This window comes from Kingella sp. SNUBH-2017, from assembly GCF_028680565.1.
Lineage (GTDB): Bacteria > Pseudomonadota > Gammaproteobacteria > Burkholderiales > Neisseriaceae > Kingella_D > Kingella_D pumchi.
The window spans coordinates 1-16,533 of the sequence record NZ_JAPHVK010000003.1; the positions used below are offsets into that span (position 1 = coordinate 1).

Below are 16,533 nucleotides of genomic sequence, written 5' to 3' on the forward strand. Positions count from 1 at the left end.
TTTGAAAATCCACATTCATAGATGTTTTAAATCGTGATTAAAAAGTTATTCGGATAAACCTAAACTGCTCCCCCGTTTTGGTACTTAGGGGCTTTTTTCTTGCTCCCCCCCTATTAGCCTAGGGGGGGCATCCGCCGCCTGCCGGCCGCCGCTTGCGCGGCTGTCCGCCTGTCGGCGGATGCCTTTAATATTGAATTCATATTCCCCATATATATCTATCCAAACACCATTTACGTTTCTAACTCTGCTTGTCCAAAAATCTTCTTTCTCTTCGCCGTGAATAAAAATAACTTTTGCCCTTTTAAGACCGATTTCTTTTTCTACTGCATTCATCACGGAGGAATAGCCTAGAAAAAAACCATCGATCAAATTATCAGGATCACCTTCCGGATAAATTTTGTAACCCAAATCAATACCCAATCTTTCAGCGATATAAACCGGATATTCTTCACGCATGTTAAAAACCCCTTAAATTAACGTTAGTCAATCTAAGGGGTTTGTAAGTTTCTCAAGTTGTCAAGTGCCCCTTAGACGGGGCGGAATATATAAGGCTGCTTGGTTTAGGCGCCGCCGTTGTCTTCAATCATCTTGCGGTATACCGCTTCGGGCACGTAGCGGCGCACCATCTGCTGCCAGCCGTCGGGGCCGACCAGGCCTTTGACCATGGTGGACGAGATTTCGACGATTTCGCGCGGCGGCATCAGAAAGACGGTGCGGATGTCCGGCTGCAAATCGGCGTTGATGTGGCGCACGGCGCGTTCGTATTCAAAGTCCGAGGCGGTGCGGATGCCGCGCACGATAAAGCCGGCGCCTACCGAATGGGCGTAGTTCACCAGAAATTTGTTGGCAAAGGAATCGACGCGCACATTGGGAAAACCGGCAGTAATGCTCTCGAGCATGGCGCGGCGCTCGTCGATGGTGTAGGTGCTTTTTTTGTCGGCGTTGATGCCGATAGCAACGATCAGCTCGTCAAACAGCCGCTGCGCTTCGGCAATCATCCACAGATGGCCGTTGGTGGGCGGGTCGAAACTGCCGGCATAGACGGCGCGGCGCGGGGAGAGGGTGGTCATGGTCGGTGTAGGGTTTCTTGGTTTTTCGGGGTGGGGTTAGGGGCTGTTTACAATTGGTATTGTGGCGGCTTTTACGCCATAAAACAGGCTCTGCTGCGTTGCAAATCCTCGCAAGGTGTCCAACCTTGCTGCGGTTTGCGCCTTGCATAGCCTGTTTTCTGGCATCAAATCCGCTGCGCAAACCAATTGTAAACAGCCCCTAGGCTGCCTTTGAACTTTCAGGCTGCTTTCGGAGTGCTTTCGGACTGCCAAGCGGCGGGCGATTCTATCACGCCGCCGGCCGGATGCCGGACGCTGAAGCTATGGTGAGTCAAAATGAAAAAGATACAAGGCAGCGAGCCGAAGACAGTACACACGTACGGCAAGGCGAGCTAACGCCGTAGATTTTTCATTTTGGCTCACTATATCGGCGGCATTGCGCGGTGGGCAGGTACATTTTCAGGCAGCCTGAAAAGTTTTACAATCCGCCGCTTTTCCAATCAGACAAGAGTTTTGCCATGAACCTTCCCGCCGCACAAACCGCCAAATACCTGAAAGACTACCGCGCGCCCGAATATCTGGTGCCGCAGGTGCGACTTGATTTCGATATCCGCAGCGAGCACACGCTGGTTAGCGCCGATTTGTCGGTCGAGCCGCAGGCCGGTGCCGGCGCGCTGGTGCTGCAGGGTTCGGCCGAGCTGGTGTCGCTGGCGCTCAACGGCGAAACGCTGGCGCCAAGCGCCTACACGCTTGCCGGCGAAACGCTGACCATCGCCGCCGTTCCTGCCGAGCCGTTTACGCTTAGCGTGCGCACCAAGCTCTATCCGCACGAAAACAAAACGCTGATGGGGCTGTATGAAAGCGGCGGCAATCTCTATACCCAATGCGAGCCGGAAGGTTTCCGCAAAATCACCTTCCACCCCGACCGCCCCGACGTGATGGGCAAATACACCACCCGCATTGCCGCCGATGCCGCGCGTTTTCCGGTGATGCTGTCCAACGGTAACCTGACCGGCTCGGGCAAGCTGGACAACGGCCGCCATTGGGCCGAATGGGAAGACCCCTTTGCCAAGCCCAGCTATCTGTTTGCGCTGGTGGCCGGCGATTTGGTGCGCACGTCCGACAGCTTCACCACCATGAGCGGCCGCAAAGTGGCGCTGGAATTTTTCACCCGCAGGGAAGACGCCGACAAGGTGGGCTTTGCCATCCAGTCGCTCAAGCACGCGATGAAGTGGGACGAAACCCGCTTCGGCCTGGAATACGATTTGGACGTGTTTATGGTCGTGGCCGTGGGCGATTTCAATATGGGCGCGATGGAAAACAAAGGCCTGAACATCTTCAACACCTCCTGCGTGCTGGCCGACCGCTGCACCGCCACCGACGCCGATTTCGAGCGCGTCGAAAGCGTGGTCGCCCACGAATACTTCCACAACTGGACGGGTAACCGCGTAACCTGCCGCGACTGGTTCCAACTGTCGCTCAAAGAAGGCCTGACCGTATTCCGCGACCAGGAATTTTCCGCCGACCGCGCCGGCCGCGAAGTGCGGCGCATCGAAAACGTCGGCTATCTGCGCCAGTTCCAGTTTCCCGAAGACGCAGGGCCGATGGCGCATCCCGTCCGCCCCGCCAGCTACGTGGAAATGAATAATTTCTACACGCTCACCGTTTACGAAAAAGGCGCCGAAGTGGTGCGCATGTATCACACCTTCTTGGGCGAAGAAGGCTTCCAAAAAGGCATGAAACTCTATTTTCAGCGCCACGACGGCCAGGCGGTTACCTGCGACGACTTCCGCGCGGCAATGGCCGATGCCAACGGCTTCGATTTCGAACAGTTCGCCCGCTGGTACAGCCAGGCCGGCACGCCGGTTTTGGACGTTTCAGGCTGCCTGAAAGACAACGGCGACTTTGTCTTGTGCGTCAAACAGCACACCCCCGCCACCCCCGATATGGCCGACAAACAGCCGGTGGCGCTGCCGCTGAAAATCGCGCTGTTTGCTGCCGAAGGCGCCGATGCCGGCACGCAGCTCGCTTTCAGGCTGCCTGAAAGCGGCGAAACCGTCAGCGAAGCGGTGCTGCTGCTCAACCAGGCCGAGCAGGAATTGGTGCTCGCGGGCGTGAACCGCGCCGCCGTGCCGTCTTTACTGCGCGGCTTCTCCGCCCCGGTGATACTCAACTACCCCTACAGCGATGCCGAACTGGCGCTGCTGCTGTCACACGATTCCGATTCCTTTGCCCGCTGGGAAGCCGGACAAACCCTGCTGCGCCGCGCCGTTGCCGCCAACGAAGCTGCGTTGGCGGCCGGAGAACCGCTGCCCGAACACCGCGCCCTGCTCGACGCCGTCGGCTATGTGCTGCGCGCCGACATCGACCCGGCGTTTCAGGCTGCCCTGATGCACGTTCCCGCCGAGGCCGAGCTGATGGCCGGCCGCGATAATCTCGATCCGCTGCTGGTCCATCACGCCCGCGAAGCGCTGCTCGATCTGATTGCCGCCACCTTCAAAGCCGAGTTTGACGCGCTCAACCAAAAAGCCCGCGAGCAGGAAGAGCAGGCGAGCGACTGCTACAACTACGCCCCCGAACCCGCCGGCTGGCGCGCCCTGCGCAACGTCTGCCGCGCCTTTATCCTGCGCGCCGATCCCGAGCACATCGCGCAAGTGGCGCAAAACTACGACGCGATGGCGCAGAACATGACCCACGAATGGGGCATCTTGAGCGCAATCAACAGCAATCCCAGCCCGCTGCGCGACGAGCTGCTCGAGCGCTTTGCCGCCAAATTCCGCAGCGACGATCTGGTGATGGGCAAATACTTCAGCCTGATCGCTTCCAGCCGCCGCGCCGACACTCCCGCGCAGATTCAGGCTGCCTTGCAGCATCCGGCCTTCGATCTGCAAAACCCCAACAAAGCGCGCGCGCTCTTGAACACCTTTACCCGCAACATCCCGCACTTTCACGCCGCCGACGGCTCGGGCTACCGCTTTATCGCCGGGAAAATCGAAGAAATCGACCGCTTCAACCCGCAAGTCGCCTCGCGGCTGGTGCAGGCCTTCAACATCTGCCGCAGCCTCGAACCCCAACGCCGCGCACTGGTGCTCGACATCCTGCAGCAGCTGGCGAAGATTCCCGATTTGTCCAAAGACAGCGGCGAGATTGTCGAAAAAATCTTGGCCGCCAACGCAGCCTGAAAGTTTATCGGTCGGATTTTTGCCTCCGACCGATAACAGGCAGCCTGAAAGCCGGCAATGCCCGCCGCTTAACTCTCTCTCCTGCGCTTGCTCGTGGGAGGGACGGGGTGGGGGTGGCAGTTCGCAGAACTGCTTTTGTTTACTTCCTGCAGATGTCCGCAGGCATTGCCGTAGCAGCAGGCGCCTCCACCCTAGCCCTCCCCCGCAAGCGGGGGAGGGAATTAAGGGAATGGCGGAAATCAGGTACCGCAGGCAGCCTGAAAGTCCAAGGCAGCCTGAAAGTCCAAGGCAGCCTGAAAGTCCAAGGCAGCCTGAAAACCCAAGGCAGCCTGAAAAAAACACGCCGCGCCGCAGTTTCCTGCGGGCGGCGTGTTTTTTGCACCTGTGGTTTTCAGGCTGCCCGGGCGGGGCGGTATCCGCTGTCAGAAGTCGAAGCGGGCCGACAGGCTGATTTCGCGCGGGTTGCCCAGCGCAATCATCGGGTACTGGGTGGAAGAGCCGACGGTGGACGTGTAATACAGTCGGTTGGTCAGGTTTTTGCCGTTGAGCCGCAGGTTGAGTTTGCGGCCGCCGACGGTGGTGTCGTAGGAGATAAAGGCATCGGCAACGGTAGCGGCGGGGATTTTCCACAGGCGCTGGCCGCTTTCGACATTGCGGCCGATATACCAGGCGCCGTTGTATTTGGCGCCGGCGCCGGCACGCCAGCGGCCGCCCAGCGCCTGTCCGAAGTCGTAGGTCAGGTACAGGCCGAACTGGTTGCGCGGGGTGTTGTTCAGCGGCAGGCCTTGGGCTTTGGCTTCGGCTTCGAGCGTTTTGGTTTCGGTGTAGGCGTAGTTGGCGTTGACGCCGAGCTTGTCGGTAATCTGGCCGCCCAGTTCGGCTTCAAAGCCCATCGAGCGGGCGCGGCCGGCGAAGCGGTCTTCGGTGCTGCCGCCGTTATCGACTACATAGCGCACGTTCTCTTTGAGAATGTGGAAGGCGGCGAGCGTCGCGGAAAGCTGTTTGCCGGAGAATTTGGCGCCGGCTTCAAAGGAGCGGCCTTTTTCCGGTTTGGCACCGCCGGGGATGGCGTTGGCAATCGATACCTGCGGGCGGAAGGACGACGAGTAGCTGCCATAGAGCGACCATTGCGGGGTGATGCGGTAGGTTACGCCCAGCTGCGGAGTCAGGCTCCAGCCGTGGTTGTCGGTATTGGCTTTGAACACGCCGGCTTTGTTGGCGCAGCCGGCATACTGGTCGTAGTAGTCGAGACGGGCGCCGCCGGAAACAATCCATTTGTCGCCGAAATACACCGAATCGTTGGCATAGAGCGCGGCGGTTTTCAGGATTTCGGTCTGGCGGGTGTTATTGCCCTGGCCGTCGAAAGTATTGACGCCGGGGCGCGGCCACATGCCGCCGTACACCGGGTTATACATGTTGGAAAAGGTCGCGTTGTTTACACTTTTTCAGGCTGCCCGGCTTTCGTTTTTCGGCTGCATGATGATTTGGCAGGTTTTACCGCTTATCAAGAACCATGCGGCTTCGCCGTGCCTTGCGGCATTCTTGACAAGCGGCAAAACCTGCCAGTTGGGTCTGCATCCGAAATCCGAAAAGTGTAAACAACGCTGTTGATTTTTACACATAAGCCAGGTTGATGCAGCCGGCGGCGGCCAGCATCAGCACAAAGGTTTTGTGGCGGGTGGGGTGTTTCATCGGTGTGTGCTTTCACAAAAAAAGCGGCAGTTTCAGGCTGCCGGATTTGGTTGGGGGGGGGACGTTTTGTCCGATTCTTGCGGCGGCGGATTGTAAGCCCGTTGATGCGATTCTCAAAATGAAAATTATTATTGGCGCAATGTAAAAGTTGTATCCGGGCAACGGCGCTGTTTTTTCAGGCAGCCTGAAGAAATTTCAGCCGCTTTTTTCGCCTTTGCTTAACTCAAGTCAAGCAAATTAGCCTTTGGGCGGCCGGCGGCGACACTTGATTTTAGAATAGGCGCCCGCTGCGTTTAAGCATGCCGAAAAAGCGCAAGCGCATCGTTTGAAAACAAAAATAAGGAGCAGACAAAGTGAGAGCCGTCCCCGAGCTGGTGTGTCCCGCCGGCAATCTCCCCGCGATGAAAACTGCCGTCGACAACGGTGCCGACACCATTTACTTCGGCCTGAAAGACGCAACCAACGCGCGCAATTTCCCCGGCCTGAATTTCGATATGAAATCCGCCGCCTCCGGCATCGCCTACGCCCGCGAGCGCGGCCGCCATGTGCTGATGGCGATCAACACCTTTGCCCAGGCCGGCGAAGTGGAGCGCTGGTACGGCGCCGTCGATACCGCCGCGTCGCTGGGCGTGGACGCGGTGATTGTCGCCGATCCGGCGCTGATGGCCTATGCCTGCAAGCGCCATCCGAATCTGCGCCTGCATATGTCGGTGCAGGGTTCGGCCACCAATTACGAATCGATCAACCTGATGCGCGATCTGTTCGGCATCCGCCGCGTGGTGCTGCCGCGGGTGCTGACCATTGACCAGGTGCAGCATGTGATCGAAAACACCGATGTCGAAGTGGAAGTGTTCGGCTTCGGCAGCCTGTGCGTGATGGTGGAAGGGCGCTGCATTTTGTCGAGCTACGCCACGGGCGAGTCGCCGAATATGCAGGGCGTGTGTTCGCCGGCCAAGGCGGTGCGCTGGGAGCAGCTGCCCGACCGCATGGACGTGCGCTTAAACCGCGTGCTGATCGACCGCTTCAACCCCGACGAGCCGGCCGGCTACCCGACGCTGTGCAAAGGCCGTTTTGAAGTGAACGACGAAACCTATTACGCGCTGGAAGAGCCGACCAGCCTGAACGTGCTGGAAGTGCTGCCGCAGCTGATCAAAATCGGCGTGGCGGCCATCAAGGTGGAAGGCCGCCAGCGCAGCCCGATGTACACCGCTCAGGTTACCCGCGCGCTGCGCCAGGCGCTCGATGCCGCTGCCGCGCACCCGCAGGACTACCGCGTGGCCGAAGCGTGGAGTGGGGCGCTGGGCAAGGTCTCCGAAGGCAGCCAGAGCACGCTGGGCGCCTACAGCCGGCCTTGGAAATAGCGGCGCAGGCAGCCTGAAAAACGCCTGCGCTGTTTTCAGGCTGCTTTGGTTACGTCCAAACGGCTCTAAAGGCAGCCTGAAAAGCAAAATAACAAAGCATTGCAAAGGAACAAATATGAAACTTTCACTCGGCCCCATCCAGTTTTTCTGGCAAAAAGAAACCCTGCTCGAGTTTTACCTGCAGATGCTCGATGCCCCGCTCGACATCATCTATCTGGGCGAAACCGTCTGCTCGCGCCGGCAGAAAATGCGCTTTGCCGACTGGTTCGGTTTAGCTTGCGACCTGGCCGAGAGTGGTAAGGAGATTGTGTTGTCCTCGCAGGTTTTGCTCGAGAGCGAGTCCGATCTCAAGCGCCTGCGCAAAATCGCCGGACAAGAGCGTTTCAAAATCGAAGCCAACGATATGGGCGCGGTCAAACTCGCGCGCGAACACGGCATCCCGATTGTGGCCGGCGCCAGCCTGAATATCTACAACGAAGCCACCTTGCAGGTGTTCCGCGAGCTCAACGCCTACCGCTGGGTGGCACCTGCCGAGCTTGCGCGCGACAAAGTCGCCGCCATCGCCCTGTCCGAGCCCGCCATCGAAACCGAGCTTTTTGCCTGGGGCAAAATCCCGCTGGCCTATTCTTCGCGCTGCTTTACCGCCCGCCACTACAATCTCAACAAAGACAGCTGCGAGTTCCGCTGCCTCGACCATGAGCACGGCCTGACCATGAATACCCGCGAGCACAAGCCCTTTCTTACCATCAACGGCATCCAGACCATGTCCTACGGCAGCCAGATGCTGCTGCCGCACCATCAGGAAATTGCCGATGCCGGCGTCGGCGTGCTGCGCCTGTCGCCGCAGCTGATCGAAATGCCGCGCATCATCGAGCTGCACCGCGCCGTGCTCGACGGTGCCACCGACGCCGACACCGCCTGCGCCGAGCTGCAGGAATACGCCACCGGCACGCCGGTGGACGGCTACTGGCGCGGCCAGCCCGGCATCGAAGCCGTCCATCTCAAACAACTGGAGAAACAATATGCCACTGCCTGACATCGTCCTGCCCCCGTTTGCCACCGGCATCGGCCGCCGCCTGCCCGGCCTGCCGCCGCGTTTCGCGCTGGTCAAAACCCTCAACCTGATGCTTGAGCGCGGCCTGCTGCCGGCCGATATGGCGCTGTTTAACGGCCGCAAGTTCGAAATCGACGTGCTCGATGCCGGCATCCGCGTGCGCTTTTCCGCCGACGCCGAAAAGTTTACCGATGATGCCTTCGACGGCGCGCCCGATCTGCGGCTGGCCGCCAACGCCGTCGATTTTCTGCGCATGATGCTGCGCGAAGAAGACCCCGACACCCTGTTTTTCAAACGCAAGCTGCACATCGAAGGCGATACCGAGCTGGGCCTGATTACCAAAAACCTGCTCGACAGCGTCGAATGGCCGTTTGCCGACAAGCTGGCCAAATGGCAGGAGCGCCACGCCGGCTGAGCGGCAAAACCAAAAGCAGCCTGAAAACCCATACCAAGGGTTTTCAGGCTGCTTTTCCGTCAGCAAGGCAGCCGTATTCAGCGCGTCCGGCGCGTCTGCCACCACCAGGCCAGCAGCCAGCCGGTAAGGGCGCCGCCGATGTGGGCGACGTGGGCGATGTTGCTGCCGAACAGCGACACGCCGCTGATTTCGGCAAAGGCTTCGTAGGCCACCAGCCCCAGCACAAAATGCTTGGCCTTAAACGCGACGGGGACAAACATCAGCGACAGCGGCGCATCGGGAAACAGCGTCGAAAACGCCGCCAATATGGCAAAGGCCGCGCCGGAAGCGCCGATTACATGCACATAAGCCAGCGCGTTGCTGCCGCCGGTTTGCAGTTTGACATACACCCACAGCAGATAGAGCGCCGCCGCGCCGAGTCCGCCGAGAAAATACAGCAGCAAAAAGCGTTTTTCGCCCCACACCTGCAGCACATAGCGCCCGAACATGCCGACGGCGTACATATTCAGCAGCAGATGCGCCAGATCGGCGTGCAAAAACATATGGCTGAGCCACTGGTAGGGCGCGTAGGCTTCGTTTTGCGGATACCACAGCGCGCCGGCTTCGGTGGGCAGGGTGCCGGACTGCTGCATCAGAAAAACCAGCACGTTCAGGGCGATCAGGATATAGAGCGTGCGCATATCGGGGCGCAGGGGATGGCGTGTTTGGGTGTTCATGGTTTTGTATAGGCGGGTAAAAGGTTTTCAGGCTGCCTGCAAGCAGGCTAATCGGCAAAGTCGGCGGCTTCAAGGGCGAAACAGCGGCTGCCGTCGTTTTCAGGCTGCCCTTCGGCGAAGCCGAGTTTGCGGTGCAGGGCAAGGCTGGCGGCATTGTGCGGCAGCACGCGGGCGAGCACGCGGCGGGCGCCCAGTTCGGCAAAGGCGTACTGCAGCGCCAGTCTGCCCAGGCGCGTGCCGTGGCCGCGCGGGGCGTCGGGCGCGGTGTAAAAGCCCCATTCGTAAACGCCGCTATCGCGGCGACGGAAAGAAGCGTAGCCCAGCGGCTCGCTGCCGGCGCAGTAAACGAGCATGGCAAAATCGGGATCGGCGAGCGCGCGGGCAAACCATTGCTCATGGTTCGGCCACGGGATTTCGCAGTTGTCGAACATAAAACGGCGGATATCGGGGTGGTTGCGCCAGCGGTGGAGTAGGGCGCTGTCTTCTTCCCGCGCCGGCCGCACGAAGGCAGCCTGAAAGTCTGTGTCGGCATCCAAATGGCGCAGTACGCGCTTAACGCCCAAGCCGTCGCACAGCGCGGCGGCGGCCTGCGACATTTCAAGCTGCCGCTTTTGCAGTTCGCGCAGCGCGGCGGCAAAGGCGGGGGCGGACAATTCCTGCGTTTCCAGCACCAGCGCCGCGCCGGCCTGCTGCAGCGCGGCGGCAACGGCATGCTGGTTGTCGGCCAGCACCAGCAGCAACGTCGGCAGGCCGAGACAGCAGCGCTCCCACGACGTGCTGCCCGCGGCGCCGATGGCCAAATCGGCCTGCGCCATCAGCTGCGCCATATTGCCGGCGGCAGACAGCACGCGGCAGGGGTAGGGCGCGGCGGCGGCAAATTCGCGCACGGCGGCGGTGTGCGGCGCGGTGGCGCCCATTACTACCGTGAGCGCGAATTTCAGGCTGCCGGCCAGCGGCTGCATCGCTTTGAGCACCGCGAGCGTGTAATTGTGTTCGTCCACCCCGCCCAGATTGAGCAGGATGCGGCTTTCAGGCTGCTTGGGTTCTGCGGCGCGGGCGGCCAGCGCGGCAGGACGTGCGGCGGCAAACTCGTCGCGCAGCAGGGCATAGCGGGTGCCGGCCAGCACGCGGCAGCCGGCAGGCAGCAGACCGGCGTAGTCTTGGCGGCGGCGGTTGAGTGTTTGGTCGAGCAGCAGATCGGCATCGTGGGCGCGGTCGCACAAATCGTCGATCACCATCAGCCGCGAGCCGCACACCGCGCGGGCGGCGCGCTGCCACACGGCATCGAGCGCGTAGTGGTCGCAAATAATCCAGTCGGGGCGCTGCGCGGCAATCAGCGGCGCGCAGTCGGCGGCATCCTGCTCTTGCGATACCGGCAGCCAATGGGCGTGCGGCGGGGCGCCGGCAACGGGCGGCGCGGGGTTTTCAGGCTGACTGCTTGCCGTATCGGACTCGAGCAGGCTGCAGGCAAAACCCTGCGCCCGAATCCAATCGGCCAGATGGCCGTTCAGGGCGCGGCAGACGAAATGCACGCCGTGGCCGTCGGCTTTGAGCGCGCGCGCGAGCGTCAGGCAGCGCATGATGTGGCCGCTGCCGATGGCCAGCGATGCGTCGGCACGGATAAGGAAGTTCATGGACAATCCCGAAAACAAGGCGGCGCGGATTGTAGGGCAAAGCAGGCAGCCTGAAAATGGCTGCACGGCGTTTTCAGGCTGCTTTTGGACTGCCGGCAAGGGAAAACCGCCCGAATACAGAGATTCGGGCGGGGTGGGGCGCAAGCGTGCCGGCGCGGTTTAGTCGTCGCGGCGCACCGAGCGCACGCGGCCGCTGCGGGCATCCACTTTCACATCGTATTCGCGGCCGTTTTTGACGATTTCGACATCGTAGTGCGGATAGCCGTCGTCGTAATCGAAATCCACGTCTTTCACGCGGCCGCCCACCCGTGCCAGCGCCGCGCGCCCTGCCTGATCGGGGCTGATAAAGCCTTGGCGCTGTCGGGATTTCTTGCCGCTTTTTTTGGCTTTGTAGTGGCTGTGGCGGTAGCCGTCGTCCCAGTCATTGTCGGCGGCGGCCGGCGCGGCCAGCAGCAGGGCGGATAAGGCCAAGGCGGCGGCGGTCAGGTATTTGGATGGCATTTTTTGTCCTTTCGTTGCGGGTAAACGCCGGCCATCTTAGCGCTGCCGAATGAGCGCAAAATTAGCGGCTTTCAGTCTTGCTCGTCCTGCGCCTGCTCGGCAGCCAGCTTGGCGAAGGCGGCTTTCATGGTCGGATTTTTGCGCGTGAGTTTTTTCACGGTCAAATCTTCGGCTTTGTTGTTGGCAAGGCGCAGGTTGTTTTCGGCGCCGAGCAGGTCGGCTTTGGTTTTTTCTAAGTGGCGGATGGTGTCGTCAATATGCTTGATGGCAGCCTGAAACTTCTCGCTGGCCAGGCGGTAGTTGCGCCCGAACTTTTCGCGGAAGTCGTCCAGCTCGTTTTCAAAATTGGTGATGTCGATATTCTGCGCGCGCATCTGCGCCACTTCCTGCTTGTATTGCAGCGAATTGAGCGCGGCATTGCGCAGCAGCGAGATGATGGGCAGAAAAAACTGCGGCCGCACCACATACATTTTCGGGTAGGCGTAGGAAACATCGACGATGCCGCCGTTATACAGCTCGTTGTCGTTTTCCAGCAGCGACACCAACACCGCGTATTCGCAGGATTTTTCGCGGCGGTCTTTGTCGAGTTCTTTGAAAAAATGCTCGTTTTTCTTTTTGCTGGCGGTTTCGTCGCCTTCGTTTTTCATCTCAAACATAATCGAGATGATTTCGTTGCCATGCTCGTCGCTTTCGCGAAAGATGTAGTCGCCCTTGCTGCCGCCGGAAGCGTCGTTGTCCTTGCCGAATTTGGCCTGCGGAAAAGCGGTGGTACGGATGCGGTTGAACTCGGTTTCGCAATGGGCTTCCAGGCTTTCGCCCACCATTTTGGTGGACTGGCGGGCTTTGAAGTCTTTGTAGAAGGCGACTTCTTCGTCTTTGTGTTTGAGCTGGATTTCGTAGCGCTCGCGCAGGGCGTTTTGGGCGAGTTGGTTTTCGCTGTCGCGCAGTTGCAGTTGGGCGGCAAGCGCGGAGAGTTCGCGCTCTTTGGCGGACAGGGCTTCGCGGATGGCGAGTTCGCGCTCCAGCGTCATGCGTTGGGCGAGTGCTTGGTTTTGCGTTTGCAGCTCGGCAAGTTGGCGCTCTTTTTCGGCTAACTCGGTTTTCAGGCTGCCTGATGCGTTGGCGATGGCGAGCTGGCTGTCTTTTTCGTGGCCGGCGATTTGGTGCTGGAGCGCGGCGATTTGCGCGTCTTTTTGCGCGAGATTTTGGCTGTATTGCTGCTGGGCTTTGGCTTCTTGCGCCGCCATTTCGCTTTTCGCCTGCGCTTGGGCTTGGGCGAGCCGCTCATGCACTTCGGCTTGGAATTCTTGGGTGCGGACTTGGTTGAGAATGTCGGCGTAGCTCGCTTCGTTGATGGTGAAGGCGGTGTGGCAGTGCGGGCATTTGATTTCGTGCATGGCTCTCTCGCGGGCGGTATGAAAAAGGGCGATTTTAGCAGAAGCAGGCAGCCTGAAAGGCGCGGCAAACGGCTTTCAGGCTGCCTGTGCCGTCAGGCTGCCTGAAAAGCAAAAACGCCTGCCGCTGCCGTATAATCCGCGCCTTTCGTGTTCCCGCCGCTCCCGCCGCCGATATGCCGATTTCCCGCCGCCGTTTTCTCAGCAATGCCGCGCTTTTTGCCGGCAGCGCCGCCGCATCGTGGGCGGGCTGGCGCTGGCTCAATCCGCGCCCGCCGGTGCGCGTGCGCTATGCCGGCCTGCCGGCGGGGCACGATGTGCGCGACGGCACTTTTCAGGCTGCCCCGCAGTCGGAACACCGCTGCAATACGCTGATACTCGGCAGCGGCGCGGCGGCCTTGAGCGCGGCATGGTATCTGGCGCGCCACGGCGTACACGATTTTCTGCTCGCCGAAGGCTTCGAGCGCAACGGCAACAACGCCGCCTACCTCCACGGCACGCTTGCCGCTCCCAGCGGCGCGCATTATCTGGCACAGCCTTCGCGCGAAAGTGCGGCGGTGCGGCTGATGCTCGACGATTTCGGCATGGTGGCGGGGATAAACGCGGCGGGCGAGCCGCTTTACCGCGACGAAGACCTGGTCAGCCAGCCCGACGAGCGCCTGCTGTTGAACGGCCGCTGGCAAAGCAGCCTGCTGCCGGCGCAAGACAAGGACAGCCGCCGTTTTTTCGCGCTGACCGCCCGGCTGGCGCAGCAATACGGCAGCGACGGGCGCAAGCTGTTTGCCATACCGGTAAGCGAATCGTCCGCCGACAGCCGCTGGCGCAGCCTTGACAGCCAAACCTTCGCCCAATGGCTGGCGGCGCAGGGCTACCGTTCGCCCGCGCTTTTGTGGTATCTGGACTACTGCTGCCGCGACGACTACGGCCGGGGCATCGCCGCCGTTTCGGCTTTCGCCGGCCTGCATTATTTCGCCGCCCGCGGCCACAGCGGCCACACGCCGGTGCTGACTTGGCCGCAGGGCTTGGAAAAACTGTCGCAATGTCTGCGCGAAAAGGCGGGCTTGCAAACGCTGGCGCGGCTGCCTGAAGCGCGCGAATGGACTTTTGCCCGCCCCGCCAGCTGCGACGTATCGGCTTTGTCGATTGCGGAAGATGCCGACGGCGTGGCGGTGCTGCTGCGCCACAATACCAGCGGCCGCCAGACGCTGGTGCGCGCCCGCCGCGTGCTGTGCGCGATGCCGCTGATGGCGGCGGCACGGATTATTGCTGCACCGCAGCGCTACGGTTTTGCCGGCAGCCGTTTTCAGGCTGCCTATGCGCCGTGGCTGGTGGCCAATTTCGCGCTGGCAGGCTTTCCCGCCGAGCGCGGCGGCAGCGAGCTGGCGTGGGACAACGTGGTGCACGGCAGCCGCGGGCTGGGTTTTGTCTGCGCCACCAACCAATTTATCCGCCGCGCACCGCCCGAGCGCACCCTGCTCACCGCCTACACCGCACTCGATATGGCCGACCCGCAAAGCGTGCGCCGCCGTCTGCTGGCGGCATCCGCCGACGATTTGCTGGCCGAAGCGGCGCAGGATCTGCTGGCGGCCTACGGGCGCGGTTTCTGGCGGCGGGTGGAAGCGGTCGATATCTGCGTGCGCGGCCACGGCATGCGCGTGCCGCTGCCGGGTTATCTGGACGATGCACCAACGCTGGCGCTGCGCCGCCACCGCTCGCGCATTGTCTTTGCCCACAGCGATTTGAGCGGCTATTCAGTGTTTGAAGAAGCCGCGCATTGGGGCGTAGCGGCGGCCCAATACTGGCTCTCCCAAGACCAAGCCGGTTTTCAGGCAGCCTGAAAACTGCCGTCCGCACGCTTGGGGCGCAGCAGAAAATGCCGCGCCAACGCAAAATTTTGCCAAATTTTCCCACCGCCACTTTCCATCGTCCCAAAAATCACATACCCTTACGCCTTTTTCGATTTCAGGCTGCCTGCGGGCAAAACCTGAGTGTATTTTTCAGGCTGCCTTTAGGCGGCCGACGGAGAACCAGCCGATGGCTCAGCAAACTTGGAAAAAAATCGCCCTTTACACTATGGGCGCCTTAACCGGCGCCGTGCTGACGGTCAGCGCCCAGTCGATCGCCGCCGATAAGGCCGCCGAGAAAAAAGAAGGGCTGCCGATCTCGTCCCTGCGCAATATGGCCGAAGTTTACAGTCAGGTGAAAGCCAATTACGTGAGCGACGAAAAAGACGAAAAACTGATCGAAAACGCCATCAAAGGCATGGTTTCCGGCCTTGATCCGCACTCCGAATATATGAACAAAGAAGGCTATGCCGACATGCAGGAGAGCACCAGCGGCGAATTCGGCGGCCTGGGCATGGAAATCGGCGCGGAAGACGGCTTTGTCAAAGTGGTCTCGCCGATTGAAGACACGCCCGCCGAGCGTGCCGGCGTAAAAAGCGGCGACTTCATCGTCAAAATCGACAACGAATCCACACGCGGCATGAGCGTTACCGACGCGGTGAAAAAAATGCGCGGCAAACCCGGTACCAAAATCACCCTGACCCTGTCGCGCAAAGACAGCACCAAGCCGATTGTGGTCAACATCACCCGCGCCATGATCAAAGTGAAAAGCGTGCGCCACCACCTGCTGGAAGACGGCTACGGCTATGTGCGTGTCAGCCAGTTCCAAGAGCGCACCGTGCCGGCGCTGGCCGAAGCGATTGCCGCGCTTTCCAAAGAAAACAAAGGCCCGCTCAAAGGCGTGATTCTTGATTTGCGCGACGACCCCGGCGGCCTGCTCAACGGCGCGGTCGGCGTATCGGCAGCCTTCCTGAAGCCCGATTTGCTGGTGGTCAGCACCAAAGGCCGCGACAACCGCTCGGCGATGGAACTCAAATCCCGCCCCGAAGACTATCTGCTTGCCCCGGGCGGCGACCCGCTCAAAGACCTGCCGCCGGAAATCAAAACCGTGCCGATGGCCGTTTTGATCAACTCCGGTTCCGCATCTGCTTCCGAAATCGTGGCCGGCGCGCTGCAGGATCACCGCCGTGCGGTATTGGTCGGCACCCGCAGCTTCGGCAAAGGCTCGGTGCAGTCGGTGATCCCGATGAGCAACGGCGGCGCGCTGAAAATCACCACCGCGCTCTACTACACGCCCAAAGACCGCTCGATCCAAGCCACCGGCATCCTGCCTGATGTGGAAGTGCAGGATAAAAACCGCACCTTCGAGAGCCGCGAAGCCGACCTCTCCGGCCACATCAACAACCCCACCGGCGCCAACGAAGTCAAAGGCGGCGTCTTGGAGCAGCAGGCCGAAGAAGCGGAAAAAGCCGCCAAGCAGGCCAAAGCCAAAGACGGCAAAAAAGACAAAGACGAAGATGTCGGCTCCCGCCGCAAACCCGATCCGAGCAAAGACGACCAGCTGCGCAAAGCGCTCGAACTGGTCAAAGACCCCGCCCAATGGCAAAAATCGCTCGGCCTGGCCGCTGCCAAGAAAACCGACGACAAAACCGCCAAAGGCAAAGACGCCGCCAAAGGTAAAAAATAAGCAC

Annotated in this window: 14 protein-coding genes; 7 read left to right on the forward strand and 7 right to left on the reverse strand. The window is 60.6% G+C overall.

The annotated features are described in order from the left end of the window. Positions 1–84: 84 nt before the first annotated feature. Both OP500_RS03420 and coaD read right to left on the reverse strand, forming a co-directional pair. Complete coding sequence (locus OP500_RS03420; RefSeq protein WP_274070191.1) at positions 85–456, reverse strand: hypothetical protein; 372 nt, start codon at positions 454–456, stop codon at positions 85–87. A 104-nt stretch (positions 457–560) separates the two neighbouring features. Further along, entirely contained in the window at positions 561–1,070 is a 510-nt protein-coding gene (gene coaD, locus OP500_RS03425) for a pantetheine-phosphate adenylyltransferase (protein ID WP_274070192.1), read from the reverse strand. A gap of 497 nt (positions 1,071–1,567) precedes the next feature. On the opposite strand from coaD, the gene pepN reads away from it, so the two are divergent. Beyond that, a complete protein-coding gene (pepN, locus tag OP500_RS03430) occupies positions 1,568–4,231 on the forward strand; it encodes an aminopeptidase N (protein WP_238746276.1) in 2,664 nt (887 codons plus the stop codon). Between the two features lie 422 nt (positions 4,232–4,653). On the opposite strand, the gene OP500_RS03435 is transcribed toward pepN, so the two are convergent. Continuing rightward, on the reverse strand, positions 4,654–5,646 hold the full coding sequence (locus OP500_RS03435) for a TonB-dependent siderophore receptor (RefSeq protein WP_274070193.1): 993 nt from the start codon (positions 5,644–5,646) through the stop codon (positions 4,654–4,656). A gap of 630 nt (positions 5,647–6,276) precedes the next feature. Here OP500_RS03435 and ubiU point away from each other — a divergent pair. From ubiU to ubiT, 3 genes are all read left to right on the forward strand, one after another. Then, a complete protein-coding gene (gene ubiU, locus OP500_RS03440) occupies positions 6,277–7,284 on the forward strand; it encodes a ubiquinone anaerobic biosynthesis protein UbiU (RefSeq protein ID WP_274070194.1) in 1,008 nt (335 codons plus the stop codon). 115 nt (positions 7,285–7,399) lie between these two features. Then, positions 7,400–8,320, forward strand: coding sequence for a U32 family peptidase (locus OP500_RS03445; RefSeq protein WP_274070195.1), 921 nt, complete (start codon positions 7,400–7,402; stop codon positions 8,318–8,320). Beyond that, positions 8,307–8,753, forward strand: a complete 447-nt coding sequence (ubiT, locus tag OP500_RS03450) for a ubiquinone anaerobic biosynthesis accessory factor UbiT (protein WP_238746268.1) — start codon at positions 8,307–8,309, stop codon at positions 8,751–8,753. The genes OP500_RS03445 and ubiT overlap by 14 nt, the downstream gene beginning before the upstream one ends. 77 nt (positions 8,754–8,830) lie before the next feature. On the opposite strand, the gene OP500_RS03455 is transcribed toward ubiT, so the two are convergent. Then, entirely contained in the window at positions 8,831–9,469 is a 639-nt protein-coding gene (locus OP500_RS03455; RefSeq protein ID WP_238746267.1) for a rhomboid family intramembrane serine protease, read from the reverse strand. A gap of 47 nt (positions 9,470–9,516) precedes the next feature. Then, complete coding sequence (gene pseG / locus OP500_RS03460; RefSeq protein WP_238746265.1) at positions 9,517–11,103, reverse strand: UDP-2,4-diacetamido-2,4,6-trideoxy-beta-L-altropyranose hydrolase; 1,587 nt, start codon at positions 11,101–11,103, stop codon at positions 9,517–9,519. Between pseG and OP500_RS03465 the strand changes: the two genes are divergently transcribed. After that, entirely contained in the window at positions 11,102–11,266 is a 165-nt protein-coding gene (locus OP500_RS03465) for a hypothetical protein (RefSeq protein WP_274070196.1), read from the forward strand. The genes pseG and OP500_RS03465 overlap by 2 nt on opposite strands. Here OP500_RS03465 and OP500_RS03470 read toward each other — a convergent pair. Then, positions 11,263–11,604: a PepSY domain-containing protein gene (locus OP500_RS03470; RefSeq protein WP_238746261.1), complete on the reverse strand. Its 342-nt coding sequence runs from the start codon at positions 11,602–11,604 to the stop codon at positions 11,263–11,265. The genes OP500_RS03465 and OP500_RS03470 overlap by 4 nt on opposite strands. Before the next feature lie 71 nt (positions 11,605–11,675). Continuing rightward, positions 11,676–13,001 (reverse strand): DUF2130 domain-containing protein, encoded by a 1,326-nt coding sequence (locus tag OP500_RS03475; RefSeq protein WP_238746260.1) that lies wholly within the window; start codon positions 12,999–13,001, stop codon positions 11,676–11,678. A gap of 173 nt (positions 13,002–13,174) precedes the next feature. On the opposite strand from OP500_RS03475, the gene OP500_RS03480 reads away from it, so the two are divergent. Continuing rightward, entirely contained in the window at positions 13,175–14,836 is a 1,662-nt protein-coding gene (locus OP500_RS03480; protein ID WP_238746259.1) for an NAD(P)-binding protein, read from the forward strand. Between the two features lie 196 nt (positions 14,837–15,032). After that, complete coding sequence (locus OP500_RS03485) at positions 15,033–16,529, forward strand: S41 family peptidase (protein ID WP_238746258.1); 1,497 nt, start codon at positions 15,033–15,035, stop codon at positions 16,527–16,529. Positions 16,530–16,533: the final 4 nt, after the last annotated feature.